This window comes from Demequina muriae (assembly GCF_030418295.1).
GTDB classification, from domain to species: Bacteria; Actinomycetota; Actinomycetes; order Actinomycetales; family Demequinaceae; genus Demequina; species Demequina muriae.
Genome location: NZ_JAUHQA010000001.1, coordinates 1,517,610 through 1,534,695, shown reverse-complemented (window position 1 = coordinate 1,534,695; position 17,086 = coordinate 1,517,610). Strand labels below are relative to the sequence as shown.

Here is a 17,086-nt window from a genome sequence, read left to right as displayed (position 1 = left end):
CATCGGCCGGTGGAGGGACACTCACGGACCGACCGCTGCCCGCTCAGTGCGGAAGCACCCGGCGCCGCCTGTGCACTGACGCTCAGGCGAGCATCAGTGCACAGGCGACGGCCGATGCGGTCGCTGGCTAGGCGACGCGCGTGCCGGTGCGGAGCTTCTTGTAGGGCACGCGGAGGCGCTGGATCACCACCGTCATCGAGCCGAGCAGGAGGGCGCCCATCACCGCGAGCCCCAGCCATGGCGCGCGGTCGAGGTTGGCCATCCGCTGCTCTTGGGCCGCCCACTGCGCGTCCTGCGCCTCCATTTCCGCGATCATCTCTTCCTCGGTCTGCTCCTCGGCCCCTTGGCCGTCGCCGAACAGCTCCTCACACTCGTCATACGCCTGGTAGTCGTTGACGTCGTCGAGGGGCCCCAGGCGAGCGCCCGCGACCAGCGAGTGCATCGTGGCGAACGCCCCTGGGGCGGCACGCCCGTCCCGCTCAAAGGTCTCGGGGTCCACGATGGGCGCGGTCTCGCCGATCATGACCACGGGGTTGAGAAGCAGGATCCATGCGATCTTCTGGGTCTGGGTCACCCCGTACGTCCAGTCCTGCTCGACGCACTGGTAGTCATCGGGGTCGAGCGCGGCGAAGTCACCCGTCATGTACGCCTCGTCGAGCGCCTCCGACTGTTCGGGACTCAGACTCTCCCAATCGATGTACCGATCGCTCTGCGTGGCGGTGTCGGTCACCAGGGTGCCCGCCAGCGCGAAGACCACCAGGGTGCCGATAGCGAAGAATCCGGTCGTGAGGTGGGCGAGGGACACGGACGCCACCGCCCTGGCGGCGATGGCGGACCAGGCAAGGCCCACCGCGGTGAAGGCGAGCACCACGAACAGAATCGCGAGCACGGTGAGCGCGAGCTCGTCGAGGCGCCACCCAGACTTCAGATACGCGAACGCCAGGAACGGCGACAGCGCGAGCAGCGCGGCCACCGACACCAGCCAGGAGGACAGCAGCTTGCCGACGGCGATGTCGCCGGCGGTCAGGTGCGTCATCTGCAGCGGCGCGAGCACGCCCTCCCCGGAGTCGCCGTTGATGGCGGTCGCGGAGAGCGACGGGGCGATCAGCGTGCCGATGCCCAGGATCAGGATCAGCGCGAGTTCCAGGTTCGTCGACGACAGTTCTGACGGAGACAGCACCGCCGACAGCACGCAGATGCCCACCGCGATCGCGAACACGATGCCGTAGAAGACGTATCCCTTGGCGCTGGGACGGCGCCGGCGCAGTTCGATGCGGGTGACCAGACGGACGCCACGGAACGTGGGAAGCCACGGGTTGCCCCGGCGGGCAGGTGGCGACACGGGCACATCGCTCAGGGGGGTCGCTCGGTTCTGCTCCTCGACGTCGGTGCTCATCGCCGCTCCTCATTCATCGCCATATAGGTCTGTTCGAGGGCGGAGCCCACGGGACCGAACCGGTGGACCTGCACCCCGTGTCGCACCAGCCACCCCAGCGCCTGCGCGGCATTCGCTTCGTCGGCGATGCGTGTGATCGCCCCGGTCTCGGTGGGCTCGAAGTCGACGCCGCCCTCGGTGAGGGCCGCGTGGAGTGCGGCGGGGTCGATCGCGTCGATGCGGTACTTGAGGCGTGCGTCGGCGACCATCGCGGCCGCGTCCGCGCCGAGCGTGCGGCCCTTCGACATGAAGATCGCGTCGTCGACCATGGCGTCGAGCTCGGCGAGCACGTGGCTGGATACCAGCACCGCGCGCCCCTCCGCAGCGAGCTCGCGCACGAGCAGTCGCAGGTCCACCCGCGAGCGCGGGTCGAGACCGTTGGCCGGCTCATCGAGGAGGAGCACCTGAGGGTCGTGCACGAGCGCTCGTGCGAGCGACAGCCGCTGCTTCTGACCGCGGGACAGGACCCGTGCGGGCCGGTTCGCGAACTCGCTCAGGTGCACGCGATCCAGCAGTGCGGCACCGCGGGCCCGTGCCGCAGTGCGCGGGATCCGGTAGGCCTCGCCCATCAGCGTAAGAGTCTGCAGGCACGTGAGGTTGTCCCACGAGCCGAGCTGATCCGGCATCCAGCCGATGGCGGCGCGCACGGCCGCGGCGTCCGTGCGGGGGTCCGCTCCCGCCACCGTGATCTCGCCAGCGTCGGGCCTGAGGAGTCCCGAGAGCATGAGCATCAGAGTGGTCTTCCCACTTCCGTTGGGACCGATGAGCGCGGTCACCTTGCCGTGGGGGACGGAGAGGGTCGCGGACTCGACCGCGTGGACCGATCCGAAGGACCGCTCCACTCCTCGTGCCGTGATGGCCCCCGTCATCGGGGGCGCCTCGTCAATGATGGTCATTCCACTCCTTGAGCAGTCGGGATGGCGCGTCGACGCGCCTCGTGCCATCGGGTCAACAGTGGCACAGGCCACCACCGGCGGGTATGAGGGAAACCCCTGATTCTTCGCGTGTCGGGAGCCAGAGGGCAGCGCCCCGCCCGATACTAGTGAGCGCACTCACTCTCACCATCGTGACGTCGACCCCAGGAGCCACCATGCCCCGTCCCGCAAGCGACAAGCGCGAGCGCCTCACCGAGGCCGCCATCACTCTGGCCCGCGCACACGGCCTGGAGGCCACCACTCTGGCCGCGATCGCGACCGAGGCGGGCGTGGCTCAGGGCTCCGTGTACTACTACTTCAAGACCAAGGCGGACGTCGCGCAGGCCGTGGCAGACGGTGTCGCCGAGTCCCTCGCGTCAGCACGATCGACGCTCGGACCAGAGCCCACCGACGCCCTCGTCGGCTTTCTGGGTGCGTACGTGGACGACGCCGCCGCGATCTGCGCGCACGGATCGCTGCTCGCCACCGCATCGGCCGGGACCGGCAGCGACCGGGCGCACCGGGAGGCCATCGACTGGCTCGCCGAGCGCTTCGGAGACCTGGGCTTCGCCGCCGAGGCCGCCCGCGCCCGTGCGGTCCACCTCCTCGCGGGGATCGAAGGCGGGGCCGCGTTGGCGCACGCGCTGAACGATCTGTCTCCGCTCGAGCGGGAGGCCACCCACTTGGGGCGCTGGGTGGCGAACGCCTCCGCCTGACAGGGCTCAGTCAGGCAGCGGGCGCGCGAGCGCTTCGGACCAGATCCGCCGCTCGAGAGCATAGGCGGGCGCTATGCGTCGGCGGCCGTCGGCGCCGTACATGATCGCGCTGTGGTCGGGCGCATGCCGCGGGGCGTCGACGGCACCCGAGCGCACCATCGCCAGCCAGTCCGCGTGTACTGCGTTCGCGAGCGCCTGCGGCGGGTCCTCACCGACGGCGTGAGGCACGCCCTCGGCATCCAGGATGTCGAAGCCGAACGGCACGTCGACGCAGTGCGCCGCACCCGTGGCGGCATCCGAGCGCGACTCCCAGCGGAAGTCGTAGCCCCACGTGGGGCCGTCACCGCGCAGCGCGGCCCAGCCGGCCGTGGGCGCACGGAAGATCGCATCCGTGAACACCTGGCCCAACGCCCAGTCCGCGCCGCGTTCGGGCTCACGCGCGGCCATGGCGATGGCGAGGTCCTGCGGGACGCCCGCTTCGCGCAGGAGCTCGACAGCGTCCGCCTCTGGCCTGGCGGCCGTCGCGCCAGTGAGCGCCTCGTTGAACTCGTGAGCCGTCGAGCCGATCAGGAGGGGCTTGCCCGCGCCCACGCCGGCACGGATCCCCTCCGTCACCGACTGGGGCACCAGATCGCCGTCCACGACCGGGGCGAACGGAAGCGGCTCCGCCGAGCGCGGCAGCAGTCCGACGATCGGATCGTCCGGCTGCGGGTTGGCTGCGCCGAGGGCGTGGAACACCGCGACCTCGTCAACCGCGCTCATGCCCGCCACGTCCGGTGAGACGCCGAGCGAGCGCGCCACCGCCTTCGCCGCCTGGCGCGCGCGGTCCCGAGTCGGCGAAGCGTCGGCTGGCGAGATCGCCATCGCCCCCGCGAAGAGGGGCTGAGCGGCGGGCAGAGTGAGCAACCGCATGACGGCGGCGCCACCGGCGCTCTGGCCGGCGATGGTGACGCGGCTCGGATCGCCGCCGAACGACACGATGTGGCGCTGGATCCATTCGAGGCCCGCGAGCCAGTCAAGCACCCCGCGGTTGGGAGCGGCGTCCTCCATCCACCCGAAGCCTTCGAACCCCAGGCGGTATGACAAGGTCGCGGTGACGACGCCGTCACGCGCGAAGGACTCCCCCACGTACCAAGGACTGGCCGGGGAGCCGGCCACGAAGCCGCCGCCGTGGATCCACACCAGCACCGGAAGCCCGGCTGACGGCGACGGATCGGGCGTCGTGATGTTGACGGACAGCACGTCCTCACCGGGGATGGACGGCTCGGGAATGCGCGGCGGGTCATACGGGGACTCGCGTTGCGGCGTCGGCCCGAAGTCGCCCGCGTCACGCACGCCGTCCCACCCCGACGCCGGGGCGGGCGCGGCGAAGCGCAGGCTCCCCACGGGCGGCGCCGCATAGGGGATGCCCCTGAACGTGGCGTACCGGGTCACCGCCCCGCGCGCATCCGTCCGCGAGCGCCAGCGGCCGCGCAGACGACCGGCGGTGGTGGTCACGATCGGATCGTCGGTGAGGCTCACCCGCTCATGCTAATCGCGGTCTCAGCCCCCGCATCGGCCGTTCGGGTGCCATGCCCCGCCACTCCCGCCGACAGTACGAACCCACCCGGGCGGCGACACCCCGCTGGCGCCGATCAGGGGGCCGCCTCTTCGCGGAGTGTCGGGATGCTGATGGTTCGTACTGTCGGGGAGGGGCGCACGAATAGGCGAATGCCCGCGGCTTCACTAGAATGAGGCCCCGTGCCCGGGCACGGGCATCCCACACTGACACTCCTGGAGTTCCCGCATGCCTCTCGTGGTGCAGAAGTACGGAGGATCCTCCGTCTCGGACGCCGATGCGCTCAAGCGCGTAGCGCGCCGCATCGTGGAGACGCGTCGCGCGGGGAACGATGTCGTGGTCGCCGTCAGCGCGATGGGTGACACCACGGATGAGCTCATCGACCTCGCCAACGCGGTGAGCACCGACCCCGCGCCGCGGGAGATGGACATCCTCCTCACTGCCGGCGAGCGCATCTCGATGGCGCTGCTCGCCATGGCGATCCGCGAGATGGGCGTGGGCGCGCAGGCGTTCACCGGCCCGCAGGCCGGCGTCATCACCACCGAGCACCACGGCCGCGCCCGCATCATCGACGTGGCTCCCGGGCGCCTGCAGAAGGCGGTCGAGGACGGCGACGTGGCCATCGTCGCGGGATTCCAGGGGCTGCACCCGGACACCCAGGACGTCACCACGCTCGGCAGGGGCGGCTCTGACACCACCGCCGTGGCCCTGGCCGCCGCGCTCGGTGCGGACGTCTGCGAGATCTACACCGACGTCGACGGCGTGTTCACCGCGGACCCCCGCATCGTGCCGTCCGCTCGCAAGCTCGACCGCGTCTCGTACGACGAGATGCTCGACCTGGCCGCCTCGGGCGCCAAGGTCCTCATGCCGCGGTGCGTGGAGTACGCGCGGCGATTCGACGTGCCGATCCACGTGCGCTCGTCCTTCTCAGGCCTTGAGGGGACCTGGGTGACGGGGGACACTGATGAAGGAGACGAGATGGAAGACCCGATCATCGCAGGAGTCGCACACGACCGCTCCGAGGCCAAGATCACGGTCATCGGCGTGCCGGACGTGCCCGGCTCCGCCGCACGCCTGTTCGAAGCCGTGGCGCGCGCCGACGTCAACATCGACATGATCGTTCAGAACGTCTCCGCGATCGTCACGGGCGTCACCGACATCTCCTTCACGCTCCCTGCGGAGTCGATCCCGCGTGCGACCAGCGCGATCGAGGCCGACCGCGACGCGATCGGCTACGCCGAGCTGCGCACGGACGACACCATCGGCAAGATCTCGCTCATCGGCGCCGGCATGCGGTCCAACTCCGGCGTCAGCGCCAAGTTCTTCGCGGCGCTGCGCGACGCGGGCGTGAACATCGAGATGATCTCGACCTCGGACATCCGCATCTCCGTGGTGACCCGGTCCGAGACCCTCGACGACGCCGTGCGCGCCGTCCACACCGCATTCGAACTGGACTCGACCGACGGCGAAGCCGTGGTCTACGGAGGGAGCGGACGATGACCCTGACCATTGCCATCGTGGGTGCCACCGGACAGGTGGGCACCGTCATGCGCGAGCTCGTGGCCGAGCGCTTCCCCGACGCGACGGTGCGGCTGTTCGCGTCGTCACGCTCGGCGGGCAAGGTCCTCGAGCACCTCGGCAAGGACGTCACCGTCGAAGACATCGCCTCGGGCGACTACGCCGGCATCGACATCGCGATCTTCTCCGCCGGCGGGGGCCCGTCGACCGAATACGCGCCCCAGTTCGCTGCGGCGGGCGCCGTCGTCGTGGACAACTCGAGCGCCTGGCGCATGGACCCCGACGTGCCGCTGGTGGTCTCGGAGGTCAACCCCGAGGCCCTGGATCGTCTCCCCAAGGGAATCGTCGCGAACCCCAACTGCACCACCATGGCCGCGATGCCCACGCTCAAGGCGCTGCACGCCGAGGCCGGGCTCACCCGCCTGATCGTCTCGACCTACCAGGCAGTCTCCGGCTCCGGCGTCGCGGGGGTCGAGGAGCTCGGCTCGCAGGTGCGCGCGGTCGCGGACAAGGCCGATGCGCTGGCGAGGGACGGTCGCTCCGTGGACTTCCCTGCGCCCTCGGTCTACACCGACACCATCGCGTTCAACGTGCTGCCGCTCGCGGGCGGCCTGCTCGACGACGGCTCGAACGAGACCGTCGAGGAGCGCAAGCTCGTCGACGAGTCGCGCAAGATTCTGGGCCTGCCCAACCTGCGCGTGAGCGGCACGTGCGTGAGGGTCCCGGTGTACTCCGGGCACTCACTGTCCGTGAACGCCGAGTTCGCGGCACCGCTGTCCCCCGAGCGCGCGTACGAGATCCTCAACAACGCCCCCGGCGTGGTGGTGGACGAGGTCCCCACTCCGCTCAAGGCCGCCGGAGCGGACCCCACCTACGTGGGTCGCATCCGCCAGGACCACGGGGTCGACGACGGCCGCGGGCTCGCACTGTTCATCGTGGGCGACAACCTGCGCAAGGGTGCAGCGCTCAACGCCGTGCAGATCGCGGAGCTGCTCGCAGCCCGAATCACCGCCGCCAAGGCCTGACACCCGTCACCTGTCCGGCACTGGTGGACGCCTCTGGCGCCTGGATGACTCCTGTCCGGCACCTGGTGTCAGTGAGTGCCGGACAGGGAGCCGCGAGCGCCCGTAGCCGACAATGAGTGCCGGACAGGGGTGGGGCTAGACGATCACCCAGGCCATGACGCCGATGATCGCGAGGCACACGGCCGCGATCGGTAGAGCCTTCGTGAGCACCTGACCCTCGCGTCCCGATAGGCCCACGGTCGCCGCCGCCGCGACCACGTTGTGCGGGCAGATGAGGTTGCCGATGGCCGCCCCCGCGCCCTGCGCTCCCATCAGCGGCACCGGATCGAGATCCGCCGACAACGCCGTCTGGTCCTGGAACTCGGTGAACAGGATGTTCGATGCGGTCGCCGAGCCGGTCATGAACGTCCCCAGCGCCCCGACGAACGGGGACAGCAGCGGCCACGCGGCGCCCGCGCCGGCGGCGGCGACGGCAAGCTGAGTGGTCATGCCGGACTCTGACATGGTGAACGCCACCGTCACCATCGCCACCAGCGCCACGAACACCGGGATCACCTGGTAGGTGGCCTTCTCGAACGCGAGCCCGACGTCTCTCACCGCCGCACGCTGCCAGACGGCGCCCGCGAGGAACGCGACGAGCAGCAGCAACCCCGGGTGGTACAGCGGCTGGATGCTCTCCGAGAAGTGCCCGAACAGGTCCCAGCGGACCTCCCACGCCTGACTCGCCTCACGGACTGGCGCGGCCAGGCGCGTGAGCAGCACCAGCGCCACCAGCACCAGGTACGGGGCTGTGGCTGAGAGCACGCTCATGCGAGGCTCGCGACGCACGGTGTGGACAGGCACGGTGTCGACAGGCGCGGACTGACCCGCCCGCGCATCGGCCGCACGCAGCTCCTCGGAGCGCTCGATCACCTCCTCGGCGCTCTCACGGACCTGCTCGTCGGCCGCGATCTCCTCAGCGCTCAGCGGAGGTCCCGTGCCCGTGGCGTCCGCCCGCATGCGGCGGCTCACAGCCCAGCGCACGGTGAGGATGAATGCCACCGCGCCGCCGATCGCCCCCACGAGCGACGGCAGCTCCGGCCCCACGAACCGGGCGATGAGCAGGTTCGGGACGAAGAACGCGGCGTAGGCGACGGCCATCCACCTCCACGGCGGCCCCGCCGTCGGGAGCAGGGTGCCCACCAGCCGGGCCACGACGAAGGCGAGCACGAGTCCCACCACCGCCATGTACGGCGCGACAGCCCAGGAGAGCTCGCGCGGGGCGTAGTCGACGATCGCGAGCTGAGCGAGTGTCGGGGTGCCGACGGCCGCGAATGGCACCGCGGAGGCGTGTCCCACCATCGCCGCGACCACCGCCGTCACCGGCTTGAACCCCGCCGCCACGAGAAACGGGGCCGCGAGCGCCACCGGGGTGCCGAACCCCGCTGCACCCTCGATGAGCAGGCAGAAGAACCAGACGATCAGCAGGGCTGCGACGCGCGGGTCGGGGGTGATGCGCGCCAGCCCGGCCTCCAGCGCGGCGGTCGCACCTGTCCGCTGCTGCAGGTGATGCACGCCAAGCGCGGGGCCGATGATCAGCATCACGGTGAACGCGACCCAGGCCGCGCGCGCGAGCACCCCGATCACGCCCTCGAGCGGGCCGAACGGATCGTCCTGTCCGTACTCGAAGGCCGTCAGCGCGAGGATGATCGCGCCGAATGCCGCCGTCGCGCCCGCGAGCGAGGCCGACCACTTGGCGCCCACCATCAGGATCAGGATTGCAGCGACGGGCAGCGCCGCGAGCGCGGTCAGCACCCCGACCTCGCACCGATGCGACTCGCTGTCATGCCCCCAGCGTGCCAGACCGACGGCCGATGCGCGGGCACGTCAGCAGGCGTCGCGCCCCGAGGAGAGGAGGGGAGGAGTCAGCGCTCGCCGAGCGGATCTGCCAGCAGTGACGCGAAGGCGAGTTCGGCCGCGCCCACCATCAGCAGCTCGTCGCGCAGCGCCGCGCGTTCGATCCGAAGGCCGTCGGCCAGCGGCGAGAAGGCGTGGGCCGCGACGGCGGCCTCGAGCCGCTCGGTGCGCAACGCGTACATGGTTCCCAGGAACCCGCCGAGGATCGCCGACTCGGGGTTGAAGACGGAGACGAAGGAGGCGATGGCACGCGCCAGGACGTCGACCTGACGGTCGATCTCGTCGCCGAGCGCCGGCGGCAGTTCGCCCGCGAGCGCCGTGTCCAGGTCATCGTGGTTGAGCGCCCTGTCCCCCGCAGCGGCCTCGAGCCGCTGCAGGTTGACCTCGGTCTCGAGGCATCCCGATCGGCCGCAGTGACAGTCCTCACCGCCGGGAGTGACGAGGGTGTGCCCGAGCTCGCCGGCGAAGCCGTCCGCCCCTCGCAGCACCGCGCCTCCCACCAGCACGCCGCCGCCGATGCCGGACGTCGAGCCATTGAGGTAGATGAGGTCGGACCGCTCGCGCCCTGCGCCGAAGAGCGTCTCGGCGGCGAGCGCGGTGTTGGCATCGTTGTCGGCGGCCGCCGGCACGCCGAATGCCTCCGCATACGCAGCCGCCACGGGCTCGTCTCGCCACAGCAGGTGGGGTGCGCGGGTCACGACCCCCTCGGAGGTGCGCACCAGTCCAGGCACCGCGATGCCCGTTCCCACCACACGCAGGCCCACGGGCGCATCGGCCGTCAGCGCCGCGACTGCTGCACGGACGTGCTCAATGCTTGCGTCGACGCTGGGAACGTCGGCGAGTGCGATGCGGCGGCGGCCATGCACCACGCCGCCGAGTCCGACCAGCCCCACGAGGATCGCGTCGACATCGGGATTGACCGCGATGGCGGTGACCCGGGAGTCGGGCCGGATGATCGGGCTGGGCCGGCCCACCGTGCCGGTGGCGGGGGCGGTCTCCTCGACGAGTCCCGCCGCTGCCAGGTCGGCCACGAGGGCGCCGATCGTGGAGCGATTCAGTCCGGTCAGTCGCGTGAGCTCCGCCCGCGACGCCGAGCGCCGGTGGTGGACCAGCGACAGCAGGGTGGACAGATTGTGGCGGCGAGTCGACTCGTTGCGGCTGCCCCGTCCGGCCGCGAGGGGACGCGGCGGTGTCGCCTCAGTCATCTGCGCGCCTCCGTGTCCATGCGATCGAGATCGGTCCGACCCATATTTTGACAGGTCCCCACACCGCCGATTATGTTGGAGTCAACAACCTAACAGATCGACGATGATCGGAGCATCACCATGGCCCCCACACCTACGCGCGAGGACAAGTTCTCGTTCGGCCTCTGGACCCTTGGCTGGGAAGCACAGGACCCCTTCGGTCCCGCCACCCGCCCCCGCCTGGACACCGTTGAAGCCATCCATGGACTGGCGGAAGCCGGTGCCTGGGGCATCACGTTCCACGACGACGACGTCTTCCCGTTCGGCTCCTCGGACGCCGATCGCACCAAGGCGATCGACGACCTCAAGGGCGCATGCTCGGACACGGGCATCGTGGTCGAGATGGTCACCACCAACCTCTTCTCGCACCCCGTCTTCAAGGACGGCGGCTTCACCTCGAACGACCGCGGCGTGCGTCGCTTCGCGATGCGCAAGGTGCTGCGCAACATCGATCTGGCGGCAGAGCTGGGCGCGAAGACCTTTGTGATGTGGGGCGGCCGCGAGGGCGCGGAGTACGATTCGGCCAAGGACGTGGGCGCCGCTCTCGAGCGCTACCGCGAGGCTGTGAACGTGCTCGGCGACTACGTCACCGACAAGGGCTACGACATCAAGTTCGCGATCGAGCCCAAGCCCAATGAGCCCCGCGGCGACATCCTGTTGCCGACGGTGGGACACGCACTTGCGTTCATCAACTCCCTCGAGCGTCCGGAACTCGTGGGCCTCAACCCCGAGGTCGGCCACGAGCAGATGGCCGGGCTGAACTTCACCGCGGGCATCGCTCAGGCGCTGTACCACGGCAAGCTGTTCCACATCGACCTGAACGGCCAGCGCGGCATCAAGTACGACCAGGACCTGGTCTTCGGCCACGGCGACCTGCACAACGCCTTCTCGCTGGTCGACCTGCTCGAGAACGGCGGCCCCAACGGCGGCCCGAGCTACGACGGCCCCCGCCACTTCGACTACAAGCCCTCACGCACCGAGGACATCACGGGCGTGTGGGAGTCGGTGCGGGCGAACATGTCCATGTACCTGCTCCTCAAGGAGCGCGCAGCGGCGTTCCGTGCGGACCCCGAGGTGCAGGAGGCGCTCACCGAGGCACGCGTCTACGAGCTCGGCCAGCCCACCATGGGCGAAGGTGAGACCTACGACGGCCTGCTCGCCGACCGTTCGGCATACGAGGACTTCAACGCCGACGAGTACTTCGGCGGCAAGGGCTTCGGCTTCGTCCGTCTGCAGCAGCTGGCCTCCGAGCACCTGATGGGTGCCCGCTAGACCCAGTGTTCGACCGGTGCGCCCGCCCCTACGCCTCGCCCGGCGGGGGCGGGCGCACCGCTATCTCCCCTCCCGACGAAAGGACGCGCGATGACGCTCGTTGCCGGTATCGACTCTTCCACCCAGAGCTGCAAGGTGGTCATCCGCGACCTCGACACGGGGGCCATCGTCAGGTCCGGCCGGGCCTCGCATCCCGACGGCACCGAGGTGCCACCTGCGGCGTGGTGGGACGCCCTGCGCGCGGCTCTGGACGACGCCGGCGGTCTCGAGGACGTCGCCGCGATCTCCGTCGGTGGCCAGCAGCATGGCATGGTCGTGCTCGATGACCAGGGCCGCGTCATCCGTGACGCGCTGCTGTGGAACGACACCCGCTCCGCCGGCGCCGCCGAGGACCTCATCGCCGAGTTCAGCGCCGCCACGCTCGCCGACCGCACGGGACTGGTGCCCGTCGCCTCCTTCACGTCGACCAAGCTGCGCTGGCTGCGCGACGCCGAGCCCGAGAACGCCGCACGGGTGGCCGCTGTCGCCCTGCCCCACGACTGGTTGACCTGGCGTCTGCGCGGCTACGGTCCCGCAGACGACAGCTCCCTGGGACCGGACCTCGGTGAGCTCACCACCGACCGCTCGGACGCGTCCGGCACCGGCTACTGGAGCCCCGCGACGGGCGAGTACGACCGCGACCTCCTCGTCGCGGCCCTCGGCCACGACGCGATACTTCCGCGCGTGCTCGGCCCCGGCGATTCCGCCGGCACGGGCGTGGCTGGCTACTCCACGACGGCCGATGCTGTCGTGGGCCCGGGTGCGGGAGACAACGCGGGCGCAGCGCTGGGCCTGGGAGCGGGAGAGGGCGACGCGGTCGTGTCGATCGGCACCTCCGGCACCGTCTTCGCCGTCACTCCGGTCCCGGCCCGCGACGAGTCGGGCTCGGTCGCCGGGTTCGCCGACGCCTCCGGGGAGTTCCTGCCGCTGGTCGCGACCCTCAACGCCGCTCGCGTGCTGGACGCGATCGCGCGGGTGCTCGGCGTCACGCACGACGAACTCGGCACCCTCGCCTTGGCCGCGGAGCCCGGTGCCGGCGGCGCCGTGCTGGTGCCGTACTTCGAGGGCGAGCGTACGCCCAACCTGCCCGATGCGACCGCGACGCTGAGCGGCCTCACGCTCGCGTCGACGACGCGCGAGAACCTCGCCCGCGCGGCCGTCGAGGGCATGCTGTGCGCCCTGGCCGACGGTGTCGAGGCGGTGCGCCGCCAGGGACTCGAGCCCAAGCGACTGCTGCTGGTCGGCGGCGCGGCGCAGAATCCCGCAGTCCAGGCCATCGCGGCGCAGGTGTTCGACACGCCCGTCGAGATCCCCGAGCCGGCGGAGTACGTCGCGCTCGGAGCGGCGGTCCAGGCGGCGTGGGCGCTCACGGGAAGCCGCCCCGCATGGGACGTGCAGACCGTCGCAAGGCCCGCACCGGACCACCAGCCAATCATCCGCGAGCAGTACCGCGCCGCGGCCTCCGCCTACTGACTCCGCCTCGCCGCCTTAGCGTCCCAGTGGGCGCTCAGTGTCGGATCCGCGGTGTGCGGGAACGCTGGCGGGCACTGAGTGTCGGGCTTCGACCCGCCGCTTGAGCGACCGGTTGAAGGAGTGCGCATCGAGGGCGTGCCCGGCGGAGATGTCGATCGATGTGGAGAGAACGATGCTCATGACCGCTTCCGATCCGTGCGCACTGCGGGCGTGGTGGGAGTCTCACTGAGCTCGCCCCAGTGGGCGAGCGCGAGGATGAAGCCGTCGACGAGCCGTGCGAAGCTGCGATCGATGTCCGCGCTCCATCGGAACGAACCCGTGGTCTCGAAGGCGATGAAGCCGTGGAGCACCGAGCGGAAGGCCCTGATCGCGTCGACCGAATCGTCGCCCTCGAGCTCGTACGACTTCAGCACATCCGCGATGATCTGGACCACGGCCATCGAGAGCGCCTCGTCCTCCACGTCACCGGGCGCCGGCACCGCGTTGGCCGCCTGGTACCTCGCTGGGTGCTCGACGGCCCACTCGCGGTAGGCGTGAGACATGGCGCGGATCGCCTCGGGGCCGGAACGCCCCACGGCCGCGCGAGCAAGCACGTCCCCGACCTCGCGCTTGGCCTGGCATCCGACGCTGCGGCGCAGACCAGCAAGCGAGTCGATGTGCTTGTAGAGCGAGGGCTGGCGTACTCCAAGTCGCTCGGCCAAGGCGGCAAGGGTGAGGTTGTCGAGCCCCACCTCGTCGGCCATGATCGCCGCCTCGTCGGTGACCCGATCCCGCGTCAGGCCAACCCTAGGCACGGTGCACCGACCCGAGGAACTCGATCACGGCGGCCGCGGTCTCTGCGGGCTGCTGCGAGTGTGGGTAGTGACCCGCGTCGGCGACCATCACGACCCGCCCCTCGAGCGCCTCGCCCACGAAGCGGGCCTCGGCGGCGGGATCCTTGAAGTCCGGATCCTTGTCTCCCATGATCACGAGGGTGGGAGCGGTGACTGCGCCGAGCTTCGCCTCGGCGGGGTCGTGGTCGGTCTGGCGGGTCGTCTGGGAGAACGCCCGCCCGTACTCCTTGCGCTTGAGGTTCGCCACGACGGCCGCGCGGTACTCGTCGAAGTCGTCGGGCTTGCGGCCCGCGTACAGGGTGGGCATGTAGCCCTTCCACACGGGTGCGATCCAAGCGGGCGCCATCATCGCCCGGAACATCGCGCGCATGAACGCATTGGCGGGCGGGTTCCGGACGAACGGGCCCACGAGGACCAGCCCCTCCACCTCATCGGGGTGCTCGGCCGCGACGATCACAGCAGCGCCAGCGGCCAAGGAGTTGCCCACGATCACGGCCGATCCGCCCAGCTCGGCGATGAGCGCCCGTATGTCACCGGCGGTCTCGACGTCTCCGTACGCCGCGAACGTCGTGGCGCTGTCTCCATGACCACGAAGGTCCGTCGTGGCGACGGTGTAGCCGGCGTCGACGAGCGCCGGCGTCAGGAACCGGTACGAGGACCGCAGTTCGCCCATCCCTGGGACGAGAACGAGCAGCGGGCCTTCGCCCTGGATGTCATAAGCGACCCGCCCTTCCGGACGGTCGATGTAGTGCGTCTGAGCCTGGGGTGACTGCTGTGGTGTGGTCATGCGGCTAGTGTGCATCTCCTTTTGGCTATTGTCAATAGCCTCTTCTCCATCGAACGCTGCAGCGCCGCCACGGCGACTGCGGTCGACCCAACCGGCCTGGCAGAGGGCCTTGACTCCTGAAGCACCTGGACTGCTACTGTCAAGCGCACGCAACGGAGAAGCAACGATGCAGCGGGATAGACCTTGGTCGCCCAGTTCCAGCTGTGGAGCGAGTGGGCGAAACCGGCTCCGATGACACGATCATCACAGGAGCAATGCATGAAGAAGGCAATCCTCACAGGCATCCTCGCAGGCGCCAGCATCCTCGTCGCCGTCACCGGATCGCCGGTCGCGGCAGCGCCCAGCGCCGGTGGCACCGATGACAGCTCCCAGTTCGCAGGAACGGTGTCCGACATCGTCGATCCCGCGGCAGAGACGGGCATCCCGCGCCGATGGATGCGTCACGTCGGCGATCCCGCTCCCAGCGGCTACAGCCACGGCTACCAGTGGGGCGCCCCTTCACTCACCACGCCGGCCGATGCGGGCGTCGTCACTCTCGAGGGGACGCTCGACCTGATCGACGCCGCAGCCGGTGACTTCGGCCTCATCGGCCTGGTCGACACCGCGACGCTCGCGGCGGGCGAGCGGGGCCTCAATGAGGGCGCGTACATCTACCTCACCATGTCGACGGCGAACCGCGCGATCGTGGGCCTGAGCGATGGACGAGGCGCCGGCGGCGAGTACGTCCAGACGTTCCACACCATCGACCTGACCGGCACGGACCGGGTTCTCGACGTCACCTTCGAGATCGACGCCGACGCCGACCCCACGACGTGTGCGACGGCTGCGGCCGATGTCGCGACGGCGGAGGGCTGCCTCACGCTGCAGATCGACGACCTGACGTTGCTGACGGACAGCTACGGCTCGATCACCAACGATGCGGCGAATGGTGGCCAGGAGTTCATCGCCGGCGGAACACTCGGCTGGGATGGTCTGGCCTCGGCGACGGCGGCCACGGGCATCGACTACGACTTCACGGTGTCCCCCACCGTCGTGCTCGAGCCGCAGAGCAAGGCCGACTGCAAGAAGGGCGGCTGGGAGGCATTCGGGTTCCGCAACCAGGGCCAGTGCGTCTCCTCCGTCGCCAAGAACCAGTAGCAGTCACCCTGTCCGGCACCACCTGTTCACCAGTGCCGGACAGGGGGCCGATGCGCGCCACAGGGGACAGTGAGTGCCGGACAGGATAGGGGTCCGGTGAGCGTCGCCCGGAGGGCGGAACGGTCAGTCGTGGAGACAGCAAAGCCCCTCCCGAAGGAGGGGCTTTGCTGTGAATGGTCGGGGTGACAGGATTTGAACCTGCGACCTCGTCGTCCCGAACGACGCGCGCTACCAAGCTGCGCCACACCCCGATTTTTCAGCCGTGTCAGGATACCTGATGCGCAGGCCCTGAACCTAACTGGCCCTCGGGCCTCTCCCCCGCTCAGCGTCCGCGCGGCATCAGGGTGAGCACGGTGACCTCGGGTCGGCACGCGAGCCGCACGGGGGTGTACGGCGACGTGCCCACCCCGGCCGAGACGTGCAGCCACACGCTGTCGGTCCCTCCCGGCGCATCGGGCCTCGGACCCGGCCAGCCGTGCAGGCCGCTCGCACGCGACGTGTCCAGATCGCAGTTCGTGACCAGCGCTCCGTAGCCCGGCACCGCCACCTGCCCGCCGTGCGTGTGGCCCGCCAGGAGCACGGACGCTCCGTCACCACGGAGCGCCTCGAGCGCTCGTCTGTACGGGGCGTGAGTGACGCCGATGCGCAGGGCGCCGACGGCGTCCACCGCTGTGGGCGTCGCGTCCCGGCCCAGGTGCGCATCGTCCAGTCCCACGAAGTCCACGCGCTGGCCGCCGATCTCGAGCTCGCCACGGGCGTTGTTGAGATCCAGCCATCCCGCTGCCGTGAAGCCTGCGGTGAGCGACGCAGTGTCGAGCGACGTCGCGTCGTCGTGCACCTCCGTGGGACGACGGAGGTACGCCAAGGGGTTCTTGAGACGCGGCGCGTAGTAGTCGTTCGAACCGTGGACGAACACTCCCGGGAACTCGAGCAGCGGCTCGAGCGCGTGGAGAGCCGTAGGCACGGCGTCAGGGTGGGCGAGATTGTCCCCGGTGTCCACCACCAGGTCGGGACGATAGCGCGCCAGCGAGCGCACCCACTCGACGCGGTGCGTGCTCCCCGGAGTCAGATGCAGGTCCGAGAGGTGCAGAATGCGAATCGGACGCGACCCCGGCGCGAGCACGGGCGCCGACACTTGACGCACCGCGTACGAGCGCGCCTCGAGAAGGCTCCATGCCAGCACGCCGGCGCCAACGGACGCGACCGCACCAGCGGCCTTGACCCACGGACTCATCGCGT

Annotated in this window: 14 protein-coding genes and 1 tRNA gene; 6 read left to right on the top strand and 9 right to left on the bottom strand. The window is 70.3% G+C overall.

Annotated elements, in window-relative coordinates; translation table 11 throughout:
• Nucleotides 1-127: 127 nt before the first annotated feature.
• Both QQX02_RS07180 and QQX02_RS07175 read right to left on the bottom strand, forming a co-directional pair.
• On the bottom strand, nucleotides 128-1,396 hold the full coding sequence (locus tag QQX02_RS07180) for an ABC transporter permease (RefSeq protein ID WP_301142158.1): 1,269 nt from the start codon (nucleotides 1,394-1,396) through the stop codon (nucleotides 128-130).
• Complete coding sequence (locus tag QQX02_RS07175) at nucleotides 1,393-2,331, bottom strand: ABC transporter ATP-binding protein (RefSeq protein WP_301142156.1); 939 nt, start codon at nucleotides 2,329-2,331, stop codon at nucleotides 1,393-1,395. Before QQX02_RS07175 ends, QQX02_RS07180 begins: the two co-directional genes overlap by 4 nt.
• A gap of 194 nt (nucleotides 2,332-2,525) precedes the next feature.
• Here QQX02_RS07175 and QQX02_RS07170 point away from each other — a divergent pair, with 194 nt between their 5' ends.
• The gene (locus QQX02_RS07170) at nucleotides 2,526-3,065 is read left to right on the top strand and encodes a TetR/AcrR family transcriptional regulator (RefSeq protein WP_301142154.1); all 540 of its coding nucleotides are present in this window, start codon (nucleotides 2,526-2,528) and stop codon (nucleotides 3,063-3,065) included.
• 6 nt (nucleotides 3,066-3,071) lie between these two features.
• Here the strand turns inward: QQX02_RS07170 and QQX02_RS07165 are convergent, their stop codons facing one another.
• Nucleotides 3,072-4,586 carry a carboxylesterase/lipase family protein gene (locus tag QQX02_RS07165; RefSeq protein WP_301142153.1) on the bottom strand — a complete coding sequence of 505 codons (1,515 nt, stop codon included), beginning with the start codon at nucleotides 4,584-4,586 and terminating at the stop codon, nucleotides 3,072-3,074.
• A 265-nt stretch (nucleotides 4,587-4,851) separates the two neighbouring features.
• Between QQX02_RS07165 and QQX02_RS07160 the strand changes: the two genes are divergently transcribed.
• Nucleotides 4,852-6,123 (top strand): aspartate kinase, encoded by a 1,272-nt coding sequence (locus QQX02_RS07160; protein ID WP_301142152.1) that lies wholly within the window; start codon nucleotides 4,852-4,854, stop codon nucleotides 6,121-6,123.
• On the top strand, nucleotides 6,120-7,166 hold the full coding sequence (locus tag QQX02_RS07155; RefSeq protein WP_301142151.1) for an aspartate-semialdehyde dehydrogenase: 1,047 nt from the start codon (nucleotides 6,120-6,122) through the stop codon (nucleotides 7,164-7,166). Before QQX02_RS07160 ends, QQX02_RS07155 begins: the two co-directional genes overlap by 4 nt.
• A 135-nt stretch (nucleotides 7,167-7,301) precedes the next feature.
• Here the strand turns inward: QQX02_RS07155 and QQX02_RS07150 are convergent, their stop codons facing one another.
• Nucleotides 7,302-8,960 (bottom strand): L-lactate permease, encoded by a 1,659-nt coding sequence (locus QQX02_RS07150; RefSeq protein ID WP_301142150.1) that lies wholly within the window; start codon nucleotides 8,958-8,960, stop codon nucleotides 7,302-7,304.
• A gap of 110 nt (nucleotides 8,961-9,070) precedes the next feature.
• Nucleotides 9,071-10,267: an ROK family transcriptional regulator gene (locus QQX02_RS07145; RefSeq protein WP_301142149.1), complete on the bottom strand. Its 1,197-nt coding sequence runs from the start codon at nucleotides 10,265-10,267 to the stop codon at nucleotides 9,071-9,073.
• A 120-nt stretch (nucleotides 10,268-10,387) separates the two neighbouring features.
• Here QQX02_RS07145 and xylA point away from each other — a divergent pair, with 120 nt between their 5' ends.
• Together xylA and xylB are read left to right on the top strand one after the other, a co-directional pair.
• A complete protein-coding gene (gene xylA, locus QQX02_RS07140) occupies nucleotides 10,388-11,578 on the top strand; it encodes a xylose isomerase (protein ID WP_301142148.1) in 1,191 nt (396 codons plus the stop codon).
• Nucleotides 11,579-11,668: 90 nt separating this feature from the next.
• Nucleotides 11,669-13,090: a xylulokinase gene (xylB, locus tag QQX02_RS07135; RefSeq protein ID WP_301142147.1), complete on the top strand. Its 1,422-nt coding sequence runs from the start codon at nucleotides 11,669-11,671 to the stop codon at nucleotides 13,088-13,090.
• Between the two features lie 176 nt (nucleotides 13,091-13,266).
• On the opposite strand, the gene QQX02_RS07130 is transcribed toward xylB, so the two are convergent.
• Both QQX02_RS07130 and QQX02_RS07125 read right to left on the bottom strand, forming a co-directional pair.
• The gene (locus QQX02_RS07130; protein ID WP_301142145.1) at nucleotides 13,267-13,884 is read right to left on the bottom strand and encodes a TetR/AcrR family transcriptional regulator; all 618 of its coding nucleotides are present in this window, start codon (nucleotides 13,882-13,884) and stop codon (nucleotides 13,267-13,269) included.
• On the bottom strand, nucleotides 13,877-14,710 hold the full coding sequence (locus tag QQX02_RS07125; RefSeq protein WP_301142144.1) for an alpha/beta fold hydrolase: 834 nt from the start codon (nucleotides 14,708-14,710) through the stop codon (nucleotides 13,877-13,879). The genes QQX02_RS07130 and QQX02_RS07125 overlap by 8 nt, the downstream gene beginning before the upstream one ends.
• Nucleotides 14,711-14,968: 258 nt before the next feature.
• Here QQX02_RS07125 and QQX02_RS07120 point away from each other — a divergent pair, with 258 nt between their 5' ends.
• Nucleotides 14,969-15,847, top strand: a complete 879-nt coding sequence (locus QQX02_RS07120) for a hypothetical protein (RefSeq protein ID WP_301142143.1) — start codon at nucleotides 14,969-14,971, stop codon at nucleotides 15,845-15,847.
• 174 nt (nucleotides 15,848-16,021) lie between these two features.
• On the opposite strand, the gene QQX02_RS07115 is transcribed toward QQX02_RS07120, so the two are convergent.
• Both QQX02_RS07115 and QQX02_RS07110 read right to left on the bottom strand, forming a co-directional pair.
• A tRNA-Pro gene (locus tag QQX02_RS07115) sits at nucleotides 16,022-16,098 on the bottom strand.
• A 71-nt stretch (nucleotides 16,099-16,169) separates the two neighbouring features.
• A complete protein-coding gene (locus tag QQX02_RS07110; protein WP_301142142.1) occupies nucleotides 16,170-17,081 on the bottom strand; it encodes a metallophosphoesterase in 912 nt (303 codons plus the stop codon).
• Between the last annotated feature and the right edge of the window lie 5 nt (nucleotides 17,082-17,086).